General features: G+C 62.2%; 16 protein-coding genes. 7 read left to right on the top strand and 9 right to left on the bottom strand.

The genetic code is table 11. The annotated features are described in order from the left end of the window. Positions 1-15: 15 nt before the first annotated feature. The 3 genes from ABIB44_RS07070 to ABIB44_RS07060 all read right to left on the bottom strand — a co-directional run bounded on the left by ABIB44_RS07070 (position 16) and on the right by ABIB44_RS07060 (position 3,683). Complete coding sequence (locus ABIB44_RS07070) at positions 16-1,281, bottom strand: SUMF1/EgtB/PvdO family nonheme iron enzyme (protein WP_354583931.1); 1,266 nt, start codon at positions 1,279-1,281, stop codon at positions 16-18. A 69-nt stretch (positions 1,282-1,350) separates the two neighbouring features. Beyond that, a complete protein-coding gene (locus ABIB44_RS07065; protein ID WP_354583930.1) occupies positions 1,351-2,358 on the bottom strand; it encodes a PorP/SprF family type IX secretion system membrane protein in 1,008 nt (335 codons plus the stop codon). A 143-nt stretch (positions 2,359-2,501) separates the two neighbouring features. Then, positions 2,502-3,683, bottom strand: a complete 1,182-nt coding sequence (locus tag ABIB44_RS07060) for an OmpA family protein (protein WP_354583929.1) — start codon at positions 3,681-3,683, stop codon at positions 2,502-2,504. A gap of 373 nt (positions 3,684-4,056) precedes the next feature. Between ABIB44_RS07060 and ABIB44_RS07055 the strand changes: the two genes are divergently transcribed. After that, entirely contained in the window at positions 4,057-7,089 is a 3,033-nt protein-coding gene (locus tag ABIB44_RS07055) for an AsmA family protein (RefSeq protein ID WP_354583928.1), read from the top strand. Positions 7,090-7,190: 101 nt separating this feature from the next. Beyond that, positions 7,191-8,030, top strand: a complete 840-nt coding sequence (locus tag ABIB44_RS07050; protein WP_354583927.1) for a DUF4382 domain-containing protein — start codon at positions 7,191-7,193, stop codon at positions 8,028-8,030. 250 nt (positions 8,031-8,280) lie between these two features. Here the strand turns inward: ABIB44_RS07050 and ABIB44_RS07045 are convergent, their stop codons facing one another. The 6 genes from ABIB44_RS07045 to fumC all read right to left on the bottom strand — a co-directional run bounded on the left by ABIB44_RS07045 (position 8,281) and on the right by fumC (position 12,578). After that, positions 8,281-8,808, bottom strand: a complete 528-nt coding sequence (locus ABIB44_RS07045) for a gluconokinase (protein ID WP_354583926.1) — start codon at positions 8,806-8,808, stop codon at positions 8,281-8,283. 35 nt (positions 8,809-8,843) lie between these two features. After that, entirely contained in the window at positions 8,844-9,335 is a 492-nt protein-coding gene (locus ABIB44_RS07040; protein WP_354583925.1) for a DinB family protein, read from the bottom strand. A 93-nt stretch (positions 9,336-9,428) separates the two neighbouring features. Beyond that, entirely contained in the window at positions 9,429-9,887 is a 459-nt protein-coding gene (locus ABIB44_RS07035; protein ID WP_354583924.1) for a DUF6970 domain-containing protein, read from the bottom strand. 87 nt (positions 9,888-9,974) lie between these two features. Next, positions 9,975-10,382 (bottom strand): diacylglycerol kinase family protein, encoded by a 408-nt coding sequence (locus tag ABIB44_RS07030; protein ID WP_354583923.1) that lies wholly within the window; start codon positions 10,380-10,382, stop codon positions 9,975-9,977. Beyond that, entirely contained in the window at positions 10,375-10,968 is a 594-nt protein-coding gene (locus ABIB44_RS07025; protein ID WP_354583922.1) for a GNAT family N-acetyltransferase, read from the bottom strand. Before ABIB44_RS07025 ends, ABIB44_RS07030 begins: the two co-directional genes overlap by 8 nt. Before the next feature lie 209 nt (positions 10,969-11,177). Continuing rightward, positions 11,178-12,578 (bottom strand): class II fumarate hydratase, encoded by a 1,401-nt coding sequence (fumC, locus tag ABIB44_RS07020; RefSeq protein WP_354583921.1) that lies wholly within the window; start codon positions 12,576-12,578, stop codon positions 11,178-11,180. 194 nt (positions 12,579-12,772) lie between these two features. Here fumC and ABIB44_RS07015 point away from each other — a divergent pair, with 194 nt between their 5' ends. From ABIB44_RS07015 to ABIB44_RS06995, 5 genes are all read left to right on the top strand, one after another. Continuing rightward, positions 12,773-13,147 carry a dodecin family protein gene (locus ABIB44_RS07015; protein WP_354583920.1) on the top strand — a complete coding sequence of 125 codons (375 nt, stop codon included), beginning with the start codon at positions 12,773-12,775 and terminating at the stop codon, positions 13,145-13,147. 182 nt (positions 13,148-13,329) lie between these two features. Next, complete coding sequence (locus ABIB44_RS07010) at positions 13,330-15,600, top strand: transferrin receptor-like dimerization domain-containing protein (RefSeq protein ID WP_354583919.1); 2,271 nt, start codon at positions 13,330-13,332, stop codon at positions 15,598-15,600. Positions 15,601-15,746: 146 nt separating this feature from the next. Then, positions 15,747-17,921, top strand: coding sequence for a S9 family peptidase (locus ABIB44_RS07005; protein ID WP_354583918.1), 2,175 nt, complete (start codon positions 15,747-15,749; stop codon positions 17,919-17,921). A 174-nt stretch (positions 17,922-18,095) separates the two neighbouring features. Next, the gene (locus tag ABIB44_RS07000) at positions 18,096-19,178 is read left to right on the top strand and encodes a proline iminopeptidase-family hydrolase (protein ID WP_354583917.1); all 1,083 of its coding nucleotides are present in this window, start codon (positions 18,096-18,098) and stop codon (positions 19,176-19,178) included. A 506-nt stretch (positions 19,179-19,684) separates the two neighbouring features. After that, positions 19,685-24,097, top strand: a complete 4,413-nt coding sequence (locus ABIB44_RS06995) for a DUF4394 domain-containing protein (RefSeq protein ID WP_354583916.1) — start codon at positions 19,685-19,687, stop codon at positions 24,095-24,097. Positions 24,098-24,099 lie beyond the last annotated feature (2 nt).

Below are 24,099 nucleotides of genomic sequence, written 5' to 3'. Positions count from 1 at the left end.
GTAATATAGCTGAAATTACTTGTTCGAGCCAGCGTTAATCATGGCGCAACGGAAGCCGATGGTAGCCGTCGACGAATCTTCGGCCATGAAGCGGCGGGTGCCGGGCGAGAGCCAGTAGGCCACATCGCGCCACGAACCGCCTTTGTAAACCCGGACGTGGTCGTCAATCAGCGACTGGTAGCCTTTCTTGTCGTACTTGTCGGCGGGGTCAGCCACGCCATTGCGGCGGAAGGGGTTCAGGTCTTCCACGTCCTGGAACGACAGCGGACGGTACACGTCCTGCACCCATTCGTTCACGTTGCCAGCCATGTTGTAGAGGCCGTAGTCGTTGGGCGGGTACGAGTAGATGTACTCGGTAATCATGGCCCCGTCGTTCAGGCTGCCGGCGATGCCAGCGTAGTCACCACGGCCACGCTTGAAGTTAGCCAGGAACTGGCCCTGCTTCTTGCCGTAGGCGTTGCGGGTCGACTTGCCATCCCAAGGGTAAATGCGCTTCTCTTCCTGGTTTTCATTGCCCGTTTCCTGCGTGCCAATGAGGGCCTGAGCAGCGTATTCCCACTCAGCCTCGGTAGGAAGGCGGTAGTTGGGCAGGGTGTTGCCTTTTTCAATGGATGGGCCACCTTTACCATCGCTCAGGCCACCAGCCGTAGTCGTGCCTTCCGCCCCTTCGGCGGGGGCTTTGCTTTTCTTTTTGAATAGCCCGCTCAAGCCACCCGACTTGGAGTCACCGCCCGAAGCGAGTTTCTCGTTCACTTTGGCCGTACGCCAAGTGCAGTAGTCGTCGGCCTGCAGCCAGCTCACACCCACCACGGGGAAGTAGCGAAAGCCGGGGTAACGCAGGTAATAAGTTACGTAGGGGTCGTTGAACGACAGGTCGCGGGCCCACACCGTGGTGTCGGGCAACGCCGACTTGTAGAACTCCTCGGCCGAGTCGGTGCGGATGAAGTGCAGGTATTCGAGCCAGTGAATGTTGGCTACTTCGGCTTCGTCCATGTAGAACGACGCGATAGTGACCGTGCGCTCGATGTTGTCGTGCGACATGGTCACGTCTTCCTCCTGCGAGCCCAGCACGGTGCGGCCACCTTCGATAAATACCAGACCCGGGCCTTCGGGAATCTTTTTAAAGTTGGCGACGGCCATACCCTTCTCCGTATTGTACTCAATACCCGTTGTCGAAGAATATTTGCCGGGCTTCGTAGCAGTAGCGTGCCCGTTCTTATTACAGCCACCCAGGGCCGTTAGGCCCATAGCTGCCAAGCACAGATAATTAAGTAATTTCATAACAAAGTTAAAATGAAGATGTGTTCGGAAGGGTTAGCAGGGGCAATCAGGACACAATAGTACAAAAAATTAAAATGCGGGACAAGGGGCTACCGGGTAAACCCTCCTTTTTAAGCGACGATGGGCATTTTCTAAACGGTCAAAGGCGCGCAGAGCCAGGGTAATTTCGTGGGCACCACCCAAGTCGGCGCTCAGGCGGCTCAAGCCCACGTCGTAGCTGTAGCCGAAGCGCAGGCCACCGGCCTGCAACCCGACCACGGCCGCGAGCACGTGCTGCCGCGTAACGCTGCCGGGCAACGAAATATTGCGGTATACGGCCCCGGCCGTGATGGGAGACGCCGTAACGTACAGGCCGGCTTCGGTACGCGTGGAGCCGCCCTGCTGGCTGAGCGCAGCCACGGGCGTATAGCTTAATTCGCGGGTAGCCAAGCCGGTACCGGGCTCGATGATAAAAAATTTGTAGCCGCCCGCTACGCTCAGCAGCATGGGCAGCTCGGCCTGCTGCCTGAAACCCAGGCTGGGCTGGTTGAGGTGCTGGCCGGCCACGCTAAGCCAGCCTCGGGCCGAATAGAGCACAACCCCGGTGCCCACGCTGAGATAGTTGGCGGGCGGAAAATCGAGGGCTTCGGCGCTGGGGCCGCGCACGCTGCCGTCTTCCGCAATCTGGTCGCCGAACACGAAATTGTCATATCCAACGCGCTGGCGGCCGTAGCTGGCGCGCAAGCCACCGCTCAGCGCCAATCCTTCGCGCAGGCGGGTATGGTAGGCGTAGAGGCCCCCGATTTCGAGCCGGGTGTAGCCCACCGCTCCGGTGCGGTCCTGGTTCACGAGCAGGCCAAAGGCGTGGTGCTGGCCGAAGGTGTTGGGGCGCAGGTCGGCGGCGAGCTGGGTGCTGACAAAGGAGCCGGCCAGCGTCGGGAATTGGTTGCGAAAGCTCAGCGTCACGCTGTAGTCATCGACCAAGCCCGTGAAGGCGGGGTTGGTGTGCAAACGAGTAGCGTAGGGCTGCGAAAAATAAACATCCTGCGCCCGCGCGGCCGGGGTACCAGTCCCGACCACCGCTAACAGCGCAGCCACGCGACCGGGCCGGCGCGTGCATGCTCGCAAAACAGAAAGCCAGAAATCAGCCATGAGAACCCGGGTAACGCTACTGCCGCGCCGATTAGTGCACGATGGAGCGAAGGTAGCAGCGGCTCGCCAAGCGAACTGCTAGGTGGGGGCTACTTCACCAGTACTTTCACACTGAGGCGGCGGTTCATGGCGCGGCCTTCTGCGGTGGTATTGGGGGCGATGCCGTAGCGGGGGCCGTAGCCCCGGGCATCGAGGCGGGCCGGGCTGATGCCCATTTCGACCAGGCTGGCCCAGGCAGTGCGGGCGCGGGCCTCGCTCAGCATTTTGTTCACCTTGTAGGTACCGGTGCTATCGGTGTAGCCGCCAATTTTGACGCGGGCCGTGGGGTAGGCGCGCAGCAGCGTAACGACGTTGCGCAGTTGGCTCATCGACTCGGGGGTGAGCGTAGCCTTTCCGGTCTCAAAAAACACGCGGTCGAAGTTGTACCAGCCACGGCTCAGGTCGAGGGTATCGACTTGCCTGGCGGGGTCGGAAAGGAAGCGGTGCAACAGGCTTTCGGTCGAATTGACACCAACGTTTGCGATGCTGGCTCCACCCGGCAATTTTAGCGTGGTCGGTGCGCCGGTATCGTAGAGGTAGTTGCCGCTCTTCGCATCGTAACGACCCGGCACAATAAAATCCTGGGCCGGTGGGGTGAGGCGGCGGGGCTGACTGCGGCTGCCCCCCGTGCGGTAAGGGCTACGGGCTGCAGCGGGCAGGGCCGGGGCAGAAACTGCGGCGATGGGAGCCGCGCTGGGCGTAGGAGCCGTGGCGGGCGAGGAAATAATTTGGGGTACCGGCTGGTACCGCCGGCTGCTGGTGATGGGGGCCTGCCCGCCGGGGGGCGTGTTGGCGGCAAATAGCACCGGGCCGCCCACCTCGCTCTCGGAGGCAAGGCGCTCGGCCGAGGCGCTGGCAGTGGCCGCAGTGCGGCCGGCGCGGCCTTTGTCGGCTGAGCCCAACCGGGACAGCGTCACGCTGAAGTTAGCCGTTTTGCCATTCTCTAGGAAAATGTTTTCCAGGGTTTGAGAACGGTAGCCGCCTTCGCCGATTTGCATCAGATAAGGGCCGCCAGCCGGCAGGTTGGCCACTACGAAGTGCCCCGAGGTATTGGAAGCTGCCGAGTAGCGCTTGCCCGATGGCACGTGAATGAGCGTAACTGCTGCCCCACCCAGCGCCTGTTGCGCCTCGGTCTGCACGTTGCCGGTGAGGCTGAGGGGCGCTATCTGGGCTTGGCCGGGTTGCCCGGCCAGAATAAGCAATGTGAGCAACAGGAAAAAAATGCGCTTCATGACGATAAGAGTGCAGAAAACAGGATGGCAGCCAGAGCCACAAGCTGGCCAGCCGAAGCTAAAGGCAGCCAAATCTAAATTCTAGTTACCTCAAATATAGCGCAAAATACTCATTGTGAAAATTCAATAAATTTTTGTGATTTATTGAATAGAAAGCATTGGTTTTTTTCTGGTCGAGCAGGGGGATAATCCGATGAAAAACGGGCTGGTACGGGCGTGAGGGCCCCTAAATGTATTGCTCGAGCAGGGGGCTTTGCAACGCAATAAGGATTTATGCAGTTCTATTGGGTGCGGGCCAAACTAGCGGTGGGAGCCCGGCGCGTCTTAGGCCGGGCCGCCTACTTTTACTTTCAAACTGATAAAAATCTGAATTATGCGGAAAATACTGTTGGGTGCGGCTGGGGTAATTGTGGTGCTGCTGCTGGCGGCCGTGGCGGCCCCTTTCCTGTTCAAGGACAAGCTGCGGGCCTTGGCTGACAAGCAGATTGCTCAGCGCGTGCGGGCCCAGGTGCTGTACAACCCGGCTGATATTGACGTGAGTATTCTGCACTCTTTCCCGGATTTGACGCTGGATATCAAGAACCTGCGGGTGATTGGACTCGACTCCTTCAGCCGCGATACGCTGGCCTACCTGCCCAACCTGCGCGTGGGACTCGATGTGATGACGGTGATTAAGGGCCAGGAAATCAAGATTAATACGGTGGAGCTGGAGCGGCCCGACATCAGCCTGCGCGTGCTGAAAAGCGGCCGCGCCAATTGGGACGTGGTGATTTCGGACTCGGCCGCCGCCGCCAAGGGCCAGGATACCAGCCAGGTGAGCCTCGCCATCAAGGGGTGGAAGGCGACCGACGGCCACCTGCGCTACGAAGACCTGACCCTGCCCTTTCGGATGGAGGCGCGCGGCGTGAACCATACCGGCAGCGGCGACTTCGCCCGTAACGTGTTCGACCTGACCTCGAAAACCACGGCCACCGACCTCGACATGAGCTACAACAACGTGGCCTACGTGACCGACAAGCAGCTCGACGCCGACGTAACCATGCAGATGGACCTCGACAAAAGCCGCTATACTTTCAAGGACAACAAATTTAAGCTCAACGACTTTCCGTTCAGCTTCGCCGGGGTTATCGGGCTGCCCAATGCCACGGATATTACGTACGATGTGACGTTTAAGGCGTTGGAAACGGACTTCAAAACCCTGCTCAGCCTGGTGCCGGGCGTGTTTACGGAGAAGTTTAAGAACATTGAAACCAGCGGTAAGGTGGCGTTTGACGGCTACGCCAAGGGCACGCAGACGGCCACGCAGCTGCCCGGCTACGGCGTGAACCTGACCGTAACCAACGGCCAGTTCAAATATCCCGAGCTGCCCCGCGCGGCCAAAAACATCAACCTGAAAATGCAGGTGAGCAACCCCACGGGCGTGACCAACGATGTGAAAGTCAACATCCCGCAGTTTCACCTCGACCTCGGCCCCGACCCCGTGGATGGCAGCATCGCCATCGATGGCCTGAACCCGATGAAGGTGAACGGCCGCCTGAAGGCCAACGTGAACCTGGCCGAAGCCCTGAAGGTGTACCCGGTGAAGGACCTGGCCATGCGCGGCCAGTTCTTTGTGGATGGCACGGCTAAGGGCACGTACTCGAAAACGCAGATGCCGGTGGTGAATGCGGCTATCCGGCTGGCCAACGGCTACGTGAAATCAGCCAAATTCCCGGCTCCGATTGAAAATATCAACCTGAGCGGTACCGTCGTGAACACCACCGGGCAGGTGAACGACACCCAGATAAACCTGCCGCAGTTTAAGATGGTGCTGGAAGGCGAGCCGCTGGAAGGCCGCCTGAGCGCGCACAACATCGACAAGCCGGTGTTCGATACCAACGTGCGCGGCACGGTGGACCTCACCAAAATCACGAAGATTTTCCCGTTGCAGGGCATGACCGTAACGGGCCGCGTGGCGGGCAACATTGCCGCCAAGGGCAACATGGCCGACGTGGAAGCCGGCCGCTACCAGAACGTGGTGGCCAGCGGCACCGTGAAGGCGACGAACGTGACGTACAAAAGCAAGGATTTGCCGCAAGGCGTGCGCATCAGCAGCGGTACCGCCACATTCAACAACAACCAGATTGCGCTGCAAAGCCTGAACGGCACGGCTGGCAGCTCCGATTTCGCGGCCTCGGGCACTGTCAGCAACTACTTGGGCTATTTGTTTACGCCGGGCCAGGCGCTGAAGGGCAACCTGACGGTAAACTCACGCAATTTCAACGTGAACGAATGGATGGTGGATGAGGTATCGGCTAAGCCCACGGCCACCGGTGGCAAGGCCCCGGCTAAGGCCAACGGGGTATTGCAGATTCCGAAATTCTTCGATTTGGTGGTGAACAGCCACGTCGATAACGTGACCTACGACAACCTAAAGCTGAGCAACGCGGCCGGGGTGGTGACGGTGAACGACCAAATGGCTACGCTCAAAAACCTCACGTTCAATACGCTGGGGGCCAGTTTCGGTACCACCGGCAGCTACAGTAGCAAGAACCTGGCGCACCCGAAATTCAACTTCGGGCTGAACATCAAGGATTTGAATTTTCAGAAGGCTTTTTCGGCGTTCAACACGATTAAGACGCTGGTGCCGCTGGCCAGCCAGGTAGAGGGCGTGTTCGGCACCACGTTCAACGTGAGCGGCGAGATGGGGCCGGACATGCTCCCGAACCTGGCTACGCTCACGGGCAAGGGCCTGTTCGACGTGGTGCGGGCGGCCATCGGGCAGTCGGACGCGCTGAGCAAGATTGCCAGCCTCACCACGCTGCCCGATTTGAAGAACTTTGTGGTGCTCAACAAAAAGATTCAGGCCAACCTGGTGAATGGCAACCTCGTGGTGCAACCCTTTGACCTGACCATTGGGGACATCAAGATGACGCTGGGCGGGCAGAACAGCCTGACTGGGGCGCTGGCCTACGTCACGGCCATCAACACACCCACCGGTAAGTTGGGCAACGCGCTTAACAGCCAGCTCACCAAGCTCACGGGCGTGCAGAACATTCAGGGTACCGACCGCGTGACGCTGGGCCTCGACATTGGCGGGACGGTGAGTGCGCCGATTGTGAGGCTGACCAGCGGCAGCATGAAGGCCCAAGGCCAGACCCTAGTGAAAAACGTGGCCAAGCAAAAGGCGCTCGACCTGCTGGGGGTGAAGCCCCGCACCATCAGCAAGGAAGACAGCATCCGCCGCGCTGGCCAGACGGCCGAAGAAGCCGCCCGCCAGGCTGAACTGGACAAAAAGCAGCAGCGCATCGATGCTGCCAATAAGGCCACAGAGCAGATAGCGAAAGGTATTGGCAGTTTGTTCGGCAAGCCAAAACCCAAACCCAAACCGGTAGAAAAGGCCCCGGCCGACACGACTAAGCCGTAGCGGGCGCGCAACTCTGGCAGCATTTTTGGAGTAAGCGCCCCAGCTACTAGGTTGGTAGCTAATAAGTTGCACCTATTCAATAATCGATTAGCTCCCACCGTATGAAAGTCACCCAATTGATGCCCTTGGCGGCCTTGGCCCTGCTGGGCTTGGCCAGCTGCTCGAAATCCGACGATGCTGCCAACACGTCCAAGCTCGAAGTGCGGCTGATGGATGCCCCCGGCGACTTCCAGCGCGTGGTGCTTGATGTGCGCCAGATTGAGGTGCACCTGAAGGAAGAAAAAGACCCGGACGGCTGGAAGATGCTGAACTTCAGCCCGCAGGCCATCAACGTGCTCGACTACGTGAATGGCCGCTCGGCCCTGCTAGTGAGCGATGATTTCGCCCCCGGCGACCTGAAGGAAATTCGCCTTATCCTCGGTCCCGACAGCTACGTGGTGGGCCGCGACGGCCAGCAGTACGACCTGAAAACGCCCAGCGGCCAGACGTCGGGCGTGAAGCTGAAGCTGGAAAAAGCCACGCTGAAGCAGCGCGAAACCTTTCAGCTGCTGCTCGATTTCGACGTGGCCAAGTCCATCGTGGAGCGCGGCAACTGGAAGCCCGGCAACGACAAAAAGGAGCGGTACCTGCTCAAGCCCGTTATTCGGGTAGTGGCCCAGGACCTGCGCGGCGGCATCAGCGGCACGGTGAGCCCGGCGGCGGCCCGGCCCCAGATTCTGGCCATCCGCAGCAGCATTCTCGGCCCCGACACGGTGAGCACCTCGGCCGATGTATCGGGCGCTTACCAGATTGGCGGCTTGCCGGCCGGCACCTACCGCGTCGAATATTTCCCTAGCACCACGGCCCCCACGGGCCAGCCGGCCTACCGCAACGTGGTCCGTACCGGCATCACGGTGACCAACGACCAGGTGACGTCGCTGGGTACTACCAGCCTCAACTAGCCTACGGACTAGCGCGAAATTTGTAGCCGATTAAAACGCAGCTGTTTAGGAAGTCGCCCAAAACAATCAGCCCGTCATGCTGAGCTTGTCGAAGCATCTCTACCGCGTCGTTGTATGGCCCTGACGACGCAGTAGAGATGCTTCGACAAGCTCAGCATGACGGGCTTCTGACTTCCTATGCAGCTTCAACATAAAAAAGGCTGCCCCGAGGGGCAGCCTTTTTTTATTGCCCGAAACGATAGGACTTGGGTTAAGCTGGCAGCTGCGCGGTGGGCTTGGTGCCAAAAGCCGCATCCTGCGCCTTGGCCGTCACAATCTGCTGCACCAGCTCCTCAGGCGTAGCCGTGATGGACAGGCGCAGCGCGTAGGCCGGGCGTTCCAGCGTAGCCAGCTGCGAGGCGAGCATATTGGCGTGCATGTAGTGGCCCTGGCGGCTGCCCATGCGCTCGAGTAGCAGCTCGCGCGGGCCATCGAGAAATACCCAGTGAATGGGGCTTTGCACGCCGGCCTGCAGCGTGGTGCGGTAGCTTTCCTTCAGGGCCGAGCAGGCCAGGACGGCCCCGCCGGTGGCTTCCCACTGGCCCAGCTTGGTGGCCAGGGTGGCCAGCCAGTCGCGCCGGTCGTCGTCGGTGAGGGGCGTGCCGTGGCTCATCTTTTCGATGTTGGCGGCCGGGTGGTAGTCGTCGCCATCGTAGTACGGCAGGCCCAGGCTCGGGGCCAGCTGCTCGCCCACCGTGCTCTTGCCGCTGCCCGAAACTCCCATGATGAGGTAAACCATGCGCGTAGCTGAAGTGGAAATGAAAAACCTGTGGTCTACAGCTGGGGCTCTACCTGCCCGCTCATTTCGCGGCAGTAGGTAATGAAGTCCGAGTTCACGGGTTCCAGGCCGCCTTCGCGCATGCGGGTAGCCACCTGGCCGCGGTGGTAGGTGGCGTGCGTCACGGCGTGGGTGAGCACGTCGCTCACCTGCGAGTCGAAGGCGTCGCCCTGCGAGTTGTTGTACTGAATGTGGCGGGTCAGCTCGGCTTCGTCGGTGGTTTCGCAAAGCTGCGCGAAGCGGGCCGAGGTTTGCTCGTGCCAGTGGTGCAGGCCGGCCAAATCGTGCTCCTGCCACACTTTCAGGGGGCTTTGCGTGCCGGTGAGGCGGGCAATCCAGATGGCCTGGGCATTGATGAGGTGGCTGAAAATGCGCAGCGCCGGCTGGGGCGCTTCCTTCCCAGCGGCCACCGACGAATCGAGGCGGCGCAACAGGGTTTCGTTGGCCCAGACGTTGAACGCGCCGAGCTTGGCAATGGTGTTAATCATAGGGAGTTATGAGTTAAAAATTAAAAGTTAAAAGTTGAGCGTCACGACTTGCCCGAACAACAACTCTTAACGCTCAACTTTTAACTTTTAACTCTATCGGGGGTCTTGCCAGACCACCTTTTCGTTGGATTTGGTTTTTTCGAAATCAGGGCACTTACCGTCGCCCTTGCCGGTGATACCGCCATCGGGCTGGCAGATGAGTTTGCCTTTGGTATCGAATACCTGCGAAAACTGGTCGCAGCACGGTGCCGACTGGTAGTACACCGTTTTGCCCTCGTACTGATAGCGCAGAATGCGGGTAATGGGGTTGCGCTTGCGCTCGGCCAGCACGGCCGCGATGCGCGCCTTCAGCCACGGTGGGCGGGCGGTGGTGTCGGATTCGGGCACGTAGCGGCTTACGGGGTCGACGGTATTGGCGCTGGTGGGAGCGGGCGTGTCGGTGCCCGATACGCTGCCGCTGGTTGGGGGCGTGGTGGGCGTCGTCACGCTCACCTGCTGGTGGGCGCAGGCCGAGGTGATGAGCAAAGCCGCAGCAAAGGAAAACAGGCGCATAGGTTTTGAGGAAAAAAAGTCCCGGCAAGCGGAAGTGTGGCTAAGCGTACGCCCCGCGCGGCCAATAGTTGAGGTGAGGATGCGAAATCAGCCCGGAAACAGGTGTGGGCCAAATACGAGTGCCCCCACCACCACGGCCCCGGCGGCGGCCAGCAGCACCGCCCCGGCCGCCACATCTTTGGCCTTGCCGGCCAGCGGGTGGAAGTCGGGCGAGGCCAAATCCGTCAGCGCTTCGATGGCCGTGTTCAGCAATTCGGCCGTCCAGACGCCAGCTACGGCCAGCGCCACCAGCGCCCATTCTAGGCGGCCGAGGCCGGAGTAAAACCCCAGGCCCAGCACCGCCACCGTGGCCAAGGTATGAAACCGCAGGTGCACTTCCGAGCGCAGCGCGCTCCACACGCCCCGCCCGGCGTGGCCGAAGCTGGCCACGCGCCGCCGCCACAGGCCGTCGGGCGGGCGCAGCTGGTTGGCAGGGCGTGAGGCTGGCTCAGCCACGGGCTTCGAATTCCTGGAATACCGACTGCCGCAGCCCCGACCAGTCGCTCCGGATGACGCTGAAAATTACCGTGTCGCGCCGGATGCCGCCCTGCGTGGGGCGGTGGCTCCGCAGCAAGCCTTCTTCGGTGGCACCCATGCGGGCCATGGCCGTGCGCGACTTGTGGTTGCGCGCGTCGGTTTCGAGCTCCACCCGTTCGTAGCTCAACGTATCGAAGGCGTAGCTGAGCAGCAGGTGCTTGCAGGCCCGGTTCAGGCCCGAACGCTGAAATTTGGTGCCCACCCAGGTGTAGCCGATGCTCAGGCGCTGGTCGGGCTCCAGCACGCTGTAGTAGCTGGTGCTGCCAGCCAGCTCGCCGGTTTCGCGGTCGATGATGACGAATGGGTAGCGCAGGCCCTGCTCACGGGCCTCCACCGCTTGGCGCAGGTAGGCGGCCAGGCTCACCGCATCGTCGGCCCGCGTGAGGGTGTATTGCCAAAGGTCGGCATCCATCGCCACGGCCTTCAGGGCCTCGAAATCGGTGAGTTCAAGCGGACGCAGCCGAACCCGGCTGTTTTCGAGAACGATGGGAGAGGAGAAGTCCATGTGAATCAGGTTTGTGATTGTTAGACTAAAGTCGTCTGTCATCCTGAGCATTCCGCGCCTCAAGCGGAGAAGAAGGACCTTATCACGTTAGCACGGAACGCAGTAATCGATTTTTCGCTGCAAATCGTTTAAGCGTGATAAGGTCCTTCTTCTCCGCTTGAGGCGCGGAATGCCCAGGATGACAGGCGGTTACCAAACGACAAAAGGCGCTACTTAATCTCGCCCACCATTTCCTCCGGCTTCATCCACTCATCGAACTCGGCGGCCGTCACGTAGCCGAGCTTGATGGCGGTTTCTTTCAGCGTCGAGCCGTTTTTGTGGGCCGTCTGGGCAATTTCGGCGGCCTTGTAGTAGCCGATGTGCGGGTTGAGGGCCGTTACGAGCATCAGCGACGAGTCGACGTGCTTCTTGATGTTGGGCAGGATGGCGGTGATGCCCACGGCGCACTTGTCGGTGAAGCTCACGCACACGTCGCCAATGAGGCGGGCCGAGTGCAGGAAGTTGTAAATCATCAGCGGCTTGAACACGTTCAGCTCGAAGTGGCCCATGGAGCCGCCCACCGTGATGGCAACGTCGTTGCCCATCACCTGGGCCGAAACCATCGTCATGGCTTCGCACTGCGTCGGGTTCACCTTACCGGGCATGATGCTGGAGCCGGGCTCGTTGTCCGGGATGTCGATTTCGCCGATGCCAGCGCGGGGGCCCGAGCTGAGCATCCGAATATCGTTGGCAATTTTCATTAGGCTCACGGCCACGGTTTTGAGCGCCCCGTGGGCTTCCACGATGGCATCGTGGGCGGCCAGGGCCTCAAACTTGTTTTCGGCCGTGACGAAGGGCAAGCCGGTGAGGTCGGCAATGTGCTTGGCCACGTTCTCGGAGTAGCCTTTGGGCGTGTTGATGCCCGTGCCCACGGCGGTGCCGCCCAGGGCCAGCTCGCTGAGGTGCGCCAGCGTGTTTTTGATGGCGCGCAGGCCGTGGTCGAGCTGCGACACGTAGCCCGAGAACTCCTGGCCCAGCGTGAGCGGCGTGGCATCCATGAAGTGGGTGCGGCCAATTTTCACGATGTGCATGAAGTCCTTCGACTTCGCTTTCAGCGCGTCGCGTAGCTTCTCGATGCCGGGAATGGTAGTTTCGACCAGGATTTTATAGGCCGCGATGTGCATGGCCGTCGGAAACGTGTCGTTCGAGCTCTGGCTCTTGTTCACGTCGTCGTTGGGGGCCAGGGCCTTCTTCTCGTCGGTTAGCTGGCCGCCGCTCAGCACATGGCCACGGTAGGCAATCACCTCATTTACATTCATATTGGACTGCGTACCCGAGCCGGTTTGCCAAACCACCAGCGGGAACGAATCGGCGAGCTTGCCGACCAGGATTTCATCGGCCACTTGGCCAATCAGCTCGGCTTTCTCGGCCGAAAGGATGCCGGCGTCGCGGTTGGTGAGGGCAGCCGCTTTCTTGAGGTAGGCGAAGGCAGCGATGATTTCCTTGGGCATCCGGTTGATGTCCTGAGCAATGGGGAAGTTCTCGATGCTGCGCTGGGTTTGGGCGCCCCAGTAGGCGGTAGCAGGCACCTGAACGGTGCCCATGGTGTCCTTTTCGGTGCGGAAAGCCATTGGGTGATTTGCTGATTTAGGGATGGGAGGATGTGCTGATGAAGGCTGAAGCGGTGCGCAAAAGTACGTCGCCGCCGAAGCGTGAATTTTATCGTACCCAGCGTAGCCGCTAAACGGCCTGGTACGTACAGGAAATCCGGTTTATTGCCAGTGGCAAATCAAGCCAGTACATCAACCCATCAGTTCATCACCCCATGTCCTCCATTAAGCAAGTCATTGAAATCCTGGCCTCGTCCGAAAAAAGCTTCGAAGATGCTCTGCAACGCGCCATCGCGGAAACCAGCAAGTCCATCCCTAATATCTCGGGCATCTACGTGAAAGACCAGAGCTGCAAGGTGCGCGACAACCGCATCGTGGAGTACCGCATCACGGCCAAGGTGAGCTTCGGCACACCAACCGAGGCGCTCGACCTGTCGGAAATCGACCGCACCTTCAACGAAGCGCCCCAGCCTGCCGGCAACGGCGCGCCCGATTACAGCGACGTGGATTTCCACGCTCAACCCGGGCTCGACGTGCAGCCCGGCGGCAGCGCCACCGAGCCGGAGAGCGGCGGTGGCTACAGCGGCTAGATTTGTTCAGGCTCATTCGCCCGGTTTGCGCCGCGCTGCTCCCAATGCGGGCGCGGCGCGGCGCTTATGCTTCGGGCCAGCGCAGAAACAGGGGCTGTTGGAAGTGTCTGATTCGGCCTACCTTGTGGGCGAATTTATCGGGGCTTGCTTTCGATGCCCACGCCCACTTTCTGCAGGAAACAATGATGGCAAAACGATACGCATTATTGCTGGCGGCGGGCCTGCTGGCCACTTCGGCCCACGCCCAAACTGCCCCGCCCGAAATTAAGCCATTGCTGGGTTTCGAGGCTGCCCACGCCGCCACCGAATACCAGCTCGAAACCAAGTTCGACGCCCAGCTAAAGGCCGACAACCTGCGCGAGTGGATGAAGCGCCTGGCCGCCCACCCGCACCACGTGGGCTCGCCCTACGACAAGGACAACGCCGACTTCATGGCCGGGTTGTTCAAAAGCTGGGGCTACGAAACCCGCATCGACGTGTCGTATGTGCTGTTTCCGACGCCCAAGCTGCGGGTACTGGAGTTGGTGGCCCCTACCAAATTCACGGCTGGCCTCACCGAAAAGCCGGTGGCCGAAGACGCCACCTCGGGCCAGACGGCCGAGCAGCTGCCCACCTACAACTGCTTCTCGCGCGACGGCGACGTGACGGCCGAGCTGGTGTTCGTGAACTACGGCATCCCCAAAGACTACGAGGAGCTAGAGCGCCGCGGCATCGATGTGAAGGGCAAAATCGTGATTGCCAAGTACGGCGGCTCGTGGCGCGGCATCAAGCCCAAGGTGGCCGCCGAGAAGGGTGCCATCGGCTGCCTGATTTATTCCGACCCCAAGGACGACGGCTACGCCCAGGGCGACGTGTACCCCAAAGGCCCCTTCAAGCCCGAAACCGGGGCCCAGCGCGGCTCGGTGCTCGACATGCCCACCTACCCCGGCGACCCGCTCACGCCCGGCTACGGCTCGACCAAAACCGCCAAGCGCCTCGACTATAAAACCGCGCCCACCATCACGCAAATCCCGGTATTGCCAATTTCGTACGGCGACGCCCAGCCGCTGCTAGCCGCCCTGGCTGGCCCTATGGCCCCCGCCGACTGGCGTGGGGCGCTGCCCATTCCGTACCACCTCGGGCCGGGGCCGGCCAAAGTGCATTTGCAGCTGGCTTTCAACTGGAAAACCGAGCCCGTCTACAACGTCATCGCCACCCTCAAAGGCAGCATCTTGCCCGACGAGTGGATACTGCGCGGCAACCACCACGACGCCTGGGTGAACGGGGCCAACGACCCCCTCAGCGGCATGGTGGCCGAGTTGGAAGAGGCCCGCGCCCTGGGCGAGTTGGTGAAAGCCGGCTGGCGGCCCAAGCGCACCATCATGTTTTGCGCCTGGGACGGCGAGGAGCCCGGCCTGCTGGGCTCGACGGAGTGGGCCGAAACCAACGCCAAGGCCATTCAGCAGCACGTGGTGGCGTATTTGAATACTGACAACAGCGACCGGGGCTTTCTGGGCGTGGCGGGCTCGCACACCCTGGAGAAGTTTTTCAACCAGGTGGGCCGCGACGTGATGGACCCCGAAAAAGCCGGCATGTCCATCATCGAGCGCCGCCGGGCGTATGATTTGGTGGAGGGCAGCCCCGACGCCCAGAAGGATGCCCGCGACCGGCCCGATTTGCGCATTGGGGCGCTGGGCGCGGGGTCCGATTATTCGCCCTACATCCAGCATCTGGGCATTCCGTCGATGAACGTGGGCTTTGGCGGCGAGGCGGCCGGCGGCGAGTACCACTCCATTTTCGACTCGTTCGACGACTTCACCCGGTTCAAGGACCCGGGCTTCGTCTACGGCGTGGCCCTGGCCCAAACCATGGGCCGCTGCACCATGCGCCTGGCCGATGCCGACGTGCTGCCCTTCGAGTTCCAGAACTTCTCGAATACCGTGGCCAAATACGGCTCCGAGGTGAAGCAGCTGGCCGAAACCATGCGCACCGACACCGACAAGCAAGCCAAGCTGCTGGCCGAAAAGCGCTTCGAGGCCGTGGCCGACCCCACCAAAACCCTGCTGCCGCCCAAGGCCCGCGAGGCCGTGCCCTACCTCAACTTCGCCCCGCTTGATAACGCCCTGCTGAAGCTGGAACAAAGCGCCCAGGCCTACGCCCAATCGCGCAAAGCCAACCCCACCCTGCCCGCCGCCCGCCAAAAGGAGCTCGACCAGCTCCTCTCCCAGGCCGAGCAGCAGCTGCTGAGCGCCGAGGGCCTGCCCCGCCGCCCCTGGTACCGCCACCAGATTTACGCCCCCGGCTTTTACACCGGCTACGGCGTGAAAACCCTGCCCGGCATTCGGGAGGCGGTGGAGGAGCGCAAGTGGGCCGAAGCTGAGGAACAGATAAAGCGCACCGCCGCCGCCGTGGAGCGGTTTTCGGCGCAGGTGAGCAGGGCGGCGGCTGTTGCCGCGCCGGGCCCGGCGCAGTAGCGGCCGCTGCCCACCTATGAACGTCATGCTGAGCGCAGCCGAAGCATCTCTACCGCAAGAGTAATCCAATTGGCTGCAACGAAGCGGTAGAGATGCTTCGACTGCGCTCAGCATGACGGCCTGTATTCAACATTCCATTTCGTAAAATGAAAAAAATTACCCTTTGCCTCTTCGGCTGCCTGCTGGCGCACGCTGCCAGCGCCCAGTCTGGAACGGAGCCGATTAAGGTGACTGATTTGCTGAAAATCAAGCAAATTGGCAGCATCACGCTCACCCGCGATGGGCGTCAGGCTGCTTTCACGGTGCTGGGCGTGGAGCCCGACGACAAGAACAAGGGCGACTACCGCAACGTGAGCCAGCTCTACCAAGTCGGCACCGAGCCGGGGGCGCAGCCGCGGCAGCTCACCACCGGCAAAGACGGCGCGGCACAACCCGCCTGGAGCCCCGACGGGCGGCAACTGGCCTTCGTGCGGACCGTGGACGAAAAGCCGCAGGTGTTTGTGCTGGCCCTGGGCGGGGGTGAGGCCCGGCAGCTGACCCACTACAAGCAGGGGGCCAGCGCCCCCAAATGGTCGCCCGACGGCCGGCAGGTGCTGTTCTCGTCGCCCATTCCACTGCGCGACCTGCTGAAGGATTCGCTGCTGAACGCCGCCAAAACGCTGCCGCGCTGGCCGTTTGAGAAGCCGGGTTTCGACAAAAACGACCAGCTGGCCGCCTCCACCGCCAAGGCCAATGCCGATGGCAGCCTGGCCGAAATCCGGGCCTACCTCGACAAGGACGAAACCGACAAGAAGGCCAAGGTGCTCACCAAGCTCAACTTCCAGGACGAGCGGGAGGTGTCGGCGGAGCAGACATTTACGCAGTTTTTCCTGATAAACGCCTTCGCCCCCGAGGCCAAGCCCGTAGCTCTCACCAACGGCTTCTACCGCTTCAACCAGGCCGATTTCACCCCCGATGGCCAGCACCTGCTGCTCTCGGCCGACATCGACTCGCTGCAAAACCCCGACCGGTCGCTGGAAAACGAAATCTACCTCGCCGACCGTGACGGCCGCCACCCGCGCCTGCTGCTGGGCCAGGACAACACCGAGTACACCAACCCTCGCGTGTCGCCCTCCGGCAAGTGGCTGGCGTTTCAGATGGCCCCCACCACGGGTGTGAACGTGCCCGTGCTGGCCGTGATGCCGCTCAACGGCACGGCCAAGGACATCATCACCCTGCCCTTCGACCGCAGCAAGGGCAACCTGACGTGGAGCGACGACAACCAGTACGTGTACTTCACGGCCCAGAGCAACGGCGGCGCGCCCCTGTACCGGGCCAACATCAAGACCCGGAAAGTGGAGCAGCTCTCAGCGGCCGACACCGGCGTGCTGAGCTTCGACGTGGCCAAAGGCAAGGTGGTGTATGCGCAAACGGGCATTCTCAACCCCTCCGAGCTGTTGGTGGGCGATGCCGGGCTGAAGCGCACGCAGGCTGTGGGCAGCTTTAACGATTGGGTGAAAACCCGGCGGCTGACCCGGCCCGAAAAGCACAGCTTTGTGAACGATAAGGGCCTGCCGGTGGAGTATTGGGTGATGAAACCCACCGCCTATCAGGCCGGCCGCAAGTACCCGGTGGTGCTCGAAATCCACGGCGGGCCGGCGGCCATGTGGGGGCCGGGCGAGGCCAGCATGTGGCACGAGTTCCAGTACTACGCCGCCCAGGGCTACGGCGTGGTGTATGGCAACCCGCGCGGCTCGGGCGGCTACGGCCAGGACTTTCTGCGCGGCAACGTGAACGACTGGGGCACCGGCCCGAGTAGCGACGTGCTCACGGCCCTCGACAAAACCGTGGCCGAAGGCTGGGCCGACCCCGCCAAGCTCACCATCACCGGGGGCTCCTACGCGGGCTACCTCGTGGCCTGGATTATCAGCCACGACCAGCGCTTCAAGGCCGCTTGCTCGCAGCGCGGCGTGTACGACCTAGCCACCTTTTTTGGCGAGGGTAACGCCTGGCGCCTCGTGCCCAACTACTTCGGCGGCTACCCCTGGGAGCCGGCCGTGAAGGCGGTGCTCACCCGCGAGTCGCCCATCAGCTACGTCGATAAAATCACCACGCCTTACATCCTGTTTCACGGCGAAAACGACCGGCGCACCGGCTTCGTGCAGGGCGAGATGATGTACCGCAGCCTTAAGGTGCTGGGCCGGCCTGTGGAGTACGTGCGCCACCCCGGCGGCACCCACGAGCTGACCCGCTCCGGCGACAACCGCCAGCGCATCGACCAGATGCTGCGCACCTACGAGTTTTTCGAGCGCTACATCAATACCCGAAATCAAGTTAATTGAAACCTAATTGAGCAGGCCGTCATGCTGAGCGCAGCCGAGGCATCTCGCGTGCCGCAGTAGCTCAATCGTTGCAACGAGGCGAGCGAGATGCCTCGGCTGCGCTCGGCATGAGGGCAGTAGCTAAGGTTCTAAAGCCGGTTTTCTTGACCTAACGCCCTTTTTATTCCAGTATTCATGAAAAACATTTTCCCCTTGCGTCTTACTGCCACCTTGCTGCTCGGCGCTTCGCTTCTGGCCGGCTGCAGCCAGCCCAACACCACCGCCGAAACGGCTGCTACGGTGCCTGCGGGCACGTTGGCCAGCTACTTCACCAACTCCGAAACCGGCGTGCAGGACGGCAACGTGCGCGTCGTTCCCATCACCACGCCCAAGGGCAAGTTCAACGTCTGGACCAAGCAGTACGGCAACAACCCCAAAATCAAGGTGCTGCTGCTGAACGGCGGGCCGGGCGCGACGCACGAGTATTTCGAGTGTTTCGAGAATTTCCTGCCCAAGGAAGGCATCGAATTCATCTACTACGACCAGCTGGGCTGCGGCAATTCCGACAACCCGAGGGACACCTCGATGTGGAGCCTGCCCCGCTACGTGGAGGAAGTGGAGCAGGTGCGCCAGGCGCTGCAGCTGGACAGCAGCAACTTCTTCCTGCTGGGCCACTCCTGGGGCGGCATCCTGGCCGCCGAGTACGCCTTCAAGTACCAGCAGCACCTCAAGGGCCTCATTATCTCGAACATGATGATGAGCTGCCCCGCCTACGGCAAGTACGCCGACGAGGTGCTGGCCAAGCAGATGAAGCCCGAAGTGCTGGCCGAAATCCGGAAAATTGAGGCCAACAAAGACTTCAGCAACCCGCGCTACATGGGCCTGCTCGAACCCAACTTCTACGCCGAGCACCTGTGCCGCATCGTGCCCAACCCCGAGCCCGTGACCCGCGCGCTGGGCAAAATCAATCAGTCGCTGTACGTGACCATGCAAGGGCCCAGCGAGTTCGGCATCTCGGGCAAGCTCACCACCTGGAACCGCGTGCCCGACCTGCCCCAGCTGCGCGTACCCGTGCTCAGCATCGGCGGCAAATACGACACCATGGACCCCGACCACATGCGCATGATTGCCACCAAGGTGCAAAAAGGCAACTCCCTCATCTGCCCCCAAGGCAGCCACATGAGCATGTACGACGACCAGCAGACCTACTTTAAAGGCCTGCTCACCTTCCTGAAAGCCGTGGATGCCGGCACCGTGAAGCCCGGGGCCGAGTTGTAGGGCCGGCTTGAATAAGCGCAGGGGCGGGACTTGCCCCCGCCCATCGTTGAACGACTCCATTGACCGGATGTTCAACGATGGGTGGGGGCAAGTCCCGCCCCTGCTGCGTGTTATTCCAGCGGTTCCGGCCGCGCTAACGGCCAGAATCACGGCCCATTCAGGGCCTGGCCGTTCTTTTCTGGCTTAGTCGAGCCCCTAAAGTGGCCAGAGCAGCGGGGAGGCGCAGCATGCTTTTGCCCAGCGGGTTCGAACGGGTTTGCGGCGCAAATGCCGGCCCCGGTTCTGGAGCACTCCGGGTGGCGGCGGTCCAGTCGGCGTGGGTGGTGGATGAATGCAACGGATTAAGGGCCATCCATTTTAATCAGATTTTAATCCAGAATCAGCAAACCAGTTCATGCAAAGCACACGTAGTAAAAGCAGTAAGCAGCTGGACTACTGATTCAAAAGCACGGAATTGGCCACAGTTGGTTGCGTTTTACTTTTTCACCCAATACCCTCCATTCCTTATGTCAACACCACTACATTCCGGGGCTGCTGCGGTTTCGCCCCGGCGGGGCCGCTCGGCCGGGTTACTGACGAGTGCGCTGCTGCTGCTAGCGCTTCTGCTGGGCGCGGCTGCTACCACCCACGCGCAGGCAATTTTCGGGCTTTCGGGCACCGAGCTAACATCCCTGAGCGCAGCGGCTCCATCGGCCCCCCCCACCCGGCAGGCCATTGTGGGCGTCACGGCTGGGCAGGTGTTGATGGGCCTCGATTTTCGCCCCGCTACCGGGGAGCTGTTTGCCCTGGGCTACGACCCCAGCACGGCCGGCCTCAATGCCCGGCTGTACGTGCTGAGCCAGAATACCAGCACCCCCACCGCCACGGCTACGCCCATCGGCAGCACGGCGCTACGCCTGGAGCTGGGTGGCCCGGCCGAGCGCATCGGGTTTGATTTTAACCCCACCGTAGACCGCCTGCGGGTGGTGAGCACCAACGATGCCGACTACCGCCTCAATCCCAACAACGGCGCCATTGTTCTGATGGATGGCACGCTGGCCTACGCCGGCACCGACCCCAACGCCGGGCAGAACCCGTTCGTGGGTACCGCAGCTTATACCAATTCCACGATTGGGGCAACCAGCACCACGCTCTATACTATTGATGAGCAGCGCTCCCTGCTGCTGACCCAGAACCCGCCCAACGCGGGCACGCTCAATACGGTAGCCACGCTGTCGGTTGCTACCAACGGGGCCGGCGTGAGCACCGACCTGGACATTACGACCACCGGGCCAAACGTCAATCAGGCTTTCCTGATTGTTAATACGCCCAGCGGCGGCAACTTTAGCGCCACGCTGTACCAGCTGAACCTGACGACCGGGGCCGCTATTCCGGTTGGCAACCAGACGGGTTCGGGCGTGGGCATCACCGACATTGCCATCAGCATCGACCGCACCGCTCCGGCCGCCAGCGGGCAGCTGCTGTACGCGGTGAGCGCCACCAGCACCCTGCTGAGCTTCTACTCGGGCACGCCCACCTTCATCAATTCGGCCACGCCCATCACGGGCCTCACGGCGGGCCAGACGCTGGTTGGTACCGATTTCCGCCCCAACAACGGCCAGCTTATCGGCCTGGGATATGATGCGACCACCGCCGGGGCCAACACGCAGGTGTATTTCATCGACCGCATGACGGCCGTGGCCACGGCCGCGGGCGCGGCCATCCGGCTGGAGCTGGGCGGCAGCACCGATAATATTGGTTTCGACTTCAACCCCACCGTGGACCGCCTGCGGGTGGTGAGCACCAACCGCAACGACTACCGCCTGAACCCCAACAACGGGGCGCTGGCCTTTATGGACGGCACGCTGACCTACGCCGCCACCGATGCCAACAGCGCCGCCACGCCGCGCGTGGGCACGGCCGCCTACACCAACAGCTACGCCGGCACCACCGGCACCGTGCTCTACGACATCGACGAGGCGCTGAGCAACCTCGTCACGCAAAGCCCCCCCAACGCGGGCACGCTCAACACCGTGGGCAGCACGGGCCTGGCCCTGAACACGAGCAATGCGCTGGTGGACTTGGATATCTATTTCGATAAAACGGCCCTTACCAACACCGCCTACCTGACGGCTAACCCCAACGGCCAGAATTTCAGCAACCTGTACACACTCAATCTGACGAGTGGCACGCCCACGCTGGTGGGGGCCATTGGCCAGGGTATTGCAGTGCGCGACGTGGCCGCCTTTATCGCGCCGCTCACGCAGCCGGCCCTCACGGGGCAGCTGGCCTACGGCGTGGCCGGCGGCAACCTGATTTCGTTCGACACCGGCAACCCCGGCAACATCCGCTCGGCGGTGAACGTGACCGGGCTGCAGGGCGCGCAGGTAGTAGCGGGGGCCGACTTCCGCCCCGCCAATGGCATGCTGTACGTGCTGGGTTACGATGCCGCCGCCCAGCAGGGCCAGATTTACACGATTAGCCTGACGACCGGCGCACTGACCAACGTGAGTGGGGCGCTGGCCCTGGCCCTGGGCGCGGATGCCAACGCCATTGGCTTCGATTTTAACCCCGCCGCCGACGCTATTCGCATCGTATCGGCGACCAACCAGGCCAACTTCCGCTACGCCCTGGCCAGCAGCACGCTCTTCACCGATACGCCGCTGACCAATCCCGCCGGCACCCCCATGATTGCGGGCGCGGCTTATGCCAACAACGACAACAACGCCAACACCGGCACCACGCTCTACGGCTACGACCAGGCCCGCAACGTGCTGCTACGCTCGACCAACGCCAACGGCGGCACCTACGTGGACCAGGGCGCTTCGGGCATCGCGGTAAATACCGCGCAGGGCGTTGATTTGGATATTTATTCCGACCTGACGGACCTCACCATGCCGGCCAACTCGGCCTTTCTGGCGGCGGCCGCTACGGGCACCACGGCCGACTTTCTGTACAGCATCAGCCTGACTTCCGGGGCGGCTTCGCCGATTGGCCGCATTGGCCAGGGCACCAACCTCGCGGGCTTCGCCATTTTCCTGATGCAGCCGCCGGTGATTACCGCCGGCGTTATTACCTGGACCGGGGCCGTGAGCACCGCCTGGGCAGTAGCGGGCAACTGGCTGCCGATGACGGTGCCCACGGCTACCGACGACGTGCTGATTCCGGACACCCCCAACGACCCGGTGGTGAGCGACCCGCGCCAGGTGAATAACCTGACGTTGGGCAGCGGCGCGACCCTGACCACGGCCGACATGAGCCTGCTGACGCTGAACGGCAACTTCTTCAACAACGGCGGCACCGTGCTGGGGGCCGGCAACGGCGAGGTGCGCTTTGCGGGCGCGGCCCTGCAAACCATCAGCGGCACGGCCACCCAGTTCCAGAACCTGACTACCGGCCCGGCGGGCGTGGCCCTGAACGCACCGACCAGCGTGCAACGGGTGCTGAGCCTGAACAACGGCACGCTGACCACCAATGCCAACCTGACCCTGCTCTCCAACGCTGCCGGCACGGCCGAAGTAGTAAACAACGGTGCGGGCACCGCCAGCGGCACGGTTACCGTGCAGCGCTACATCGACCCCACCCGCAACGCCGGCCTGGGCTACCGCCACTACTCGGCTCCCGTAACGGGCAGCACGGTGGCCGACCTGACCACGCCGGGCTTTACGCCCGTGGTTAACCCCGCCTACAACACCCAGGGCAACACCGTTACCCCCTTCCCGACGGTATTTGGCTACGACGAAAGTCGCGTGAACACCAGCGGCAACCCCTCGCCGCAGGATTTCGACAAGGGCTTCTTTTCGCCCAACACGCTGGGCGACGCCCTGGAAGTAACCCGCGGCTACACGGTGAACATTGCCTCCACGCAAACCGTGGACTTCACTGGCACGCTCAACAATGGCACCTACACGACCGGTAGCCTGAGCCGTGGCAGCCAGCAGGAGTCGGGCTTTCACCTGCGCGGCAACCCCTATCCCTCGCCCATCGACTGGGATTTTGTGGTCCGCAACAACGTGGACCCGACCGTGTACGTGTACCGCTCGTCGGGCCAGTACGCCGGCACCTACTCTACCTACACCGTGAACGGTACGGGCACCAACGGCGGCGAGCGCCAGATTCCGGTAGCCCAGGGCTTCTTCGTGCGGGCCGCCACGAACAATGCTGACCTGACTTTCAACAACACGGCCCGCATTACGGCCTACACCAACCCGGTGTTCCAGCGCGGCGCGATTACGGCTCCGCTCGTGCGCCTCGACCTGCGCAACGCCGCCGGGGCCGCCGATGAGGCCGTGGTCTACTTCGATGCCAATGCCACTACCGGCTTCGACCCGGCGCTCGACGCCTTTAAGCTGCTGGGCGGCTCGCCGCTGGCATTGGCCAGCACCGTAGGTACCAGCACCATCCTGGCCGTGAATGGCCTGCCGGCCCTCGCGACCGCCGACGTGACCGTGCCGCTGCGCGTGCAGGCTACTGCTGGTGCCAACACGCTACGCGCCACCGAGCTGCTGCGCCTGCCCGCCGGCACTTACGTCTACCTGCAGGATGCCCTCACCGGCACGGCTTTCGACCTAAGCCAGCCGGCTGGCTATGCTTTCACGGTAGGCAATGCCGCTTCGCTCACGGGCCGCTTCTCGCTGCTGATTACCCCGCAGCGCGTGCTGGGCACGGCCACGGCCACGGCCGCTTTGGCCCGCCAGGTAGCCTTGTACCCGAACCCGGCGAAATCCGCCACGTTCGTGGAGCTGCCCGCCACCCTGGGCCGCACGGCCGTAACGGCCTCGCTGGTCGATGCCCTGGGCCGCACCGTGCGGACGCAGGCGCTGCCCGCGCAAGGCGCGGCTGCTCATCAGCTTTCGCTGGTTGGCGTGGCCAATGGCATCTACACCCTGCAACTAGCCACCTCGGCTGGCCTGGTGGTGAAGAAGCTGGTGGTCGAATAATA

Source organism: Hymenobacter sp. UYCo722, from assembly GCF_040547115.1.
In the GTDB taxonomy this organism is placed as follows: Bacteria; Bacteroidota; Bacteroidia; order Cytophagales; family Hymenobacteraceae; genus Hymenobacter.
The sequence above is the reverse complement of the archived record's forward strand: the minus strand, read 5'-3'. Positions and strand labels throughout refer to the sequence as shown.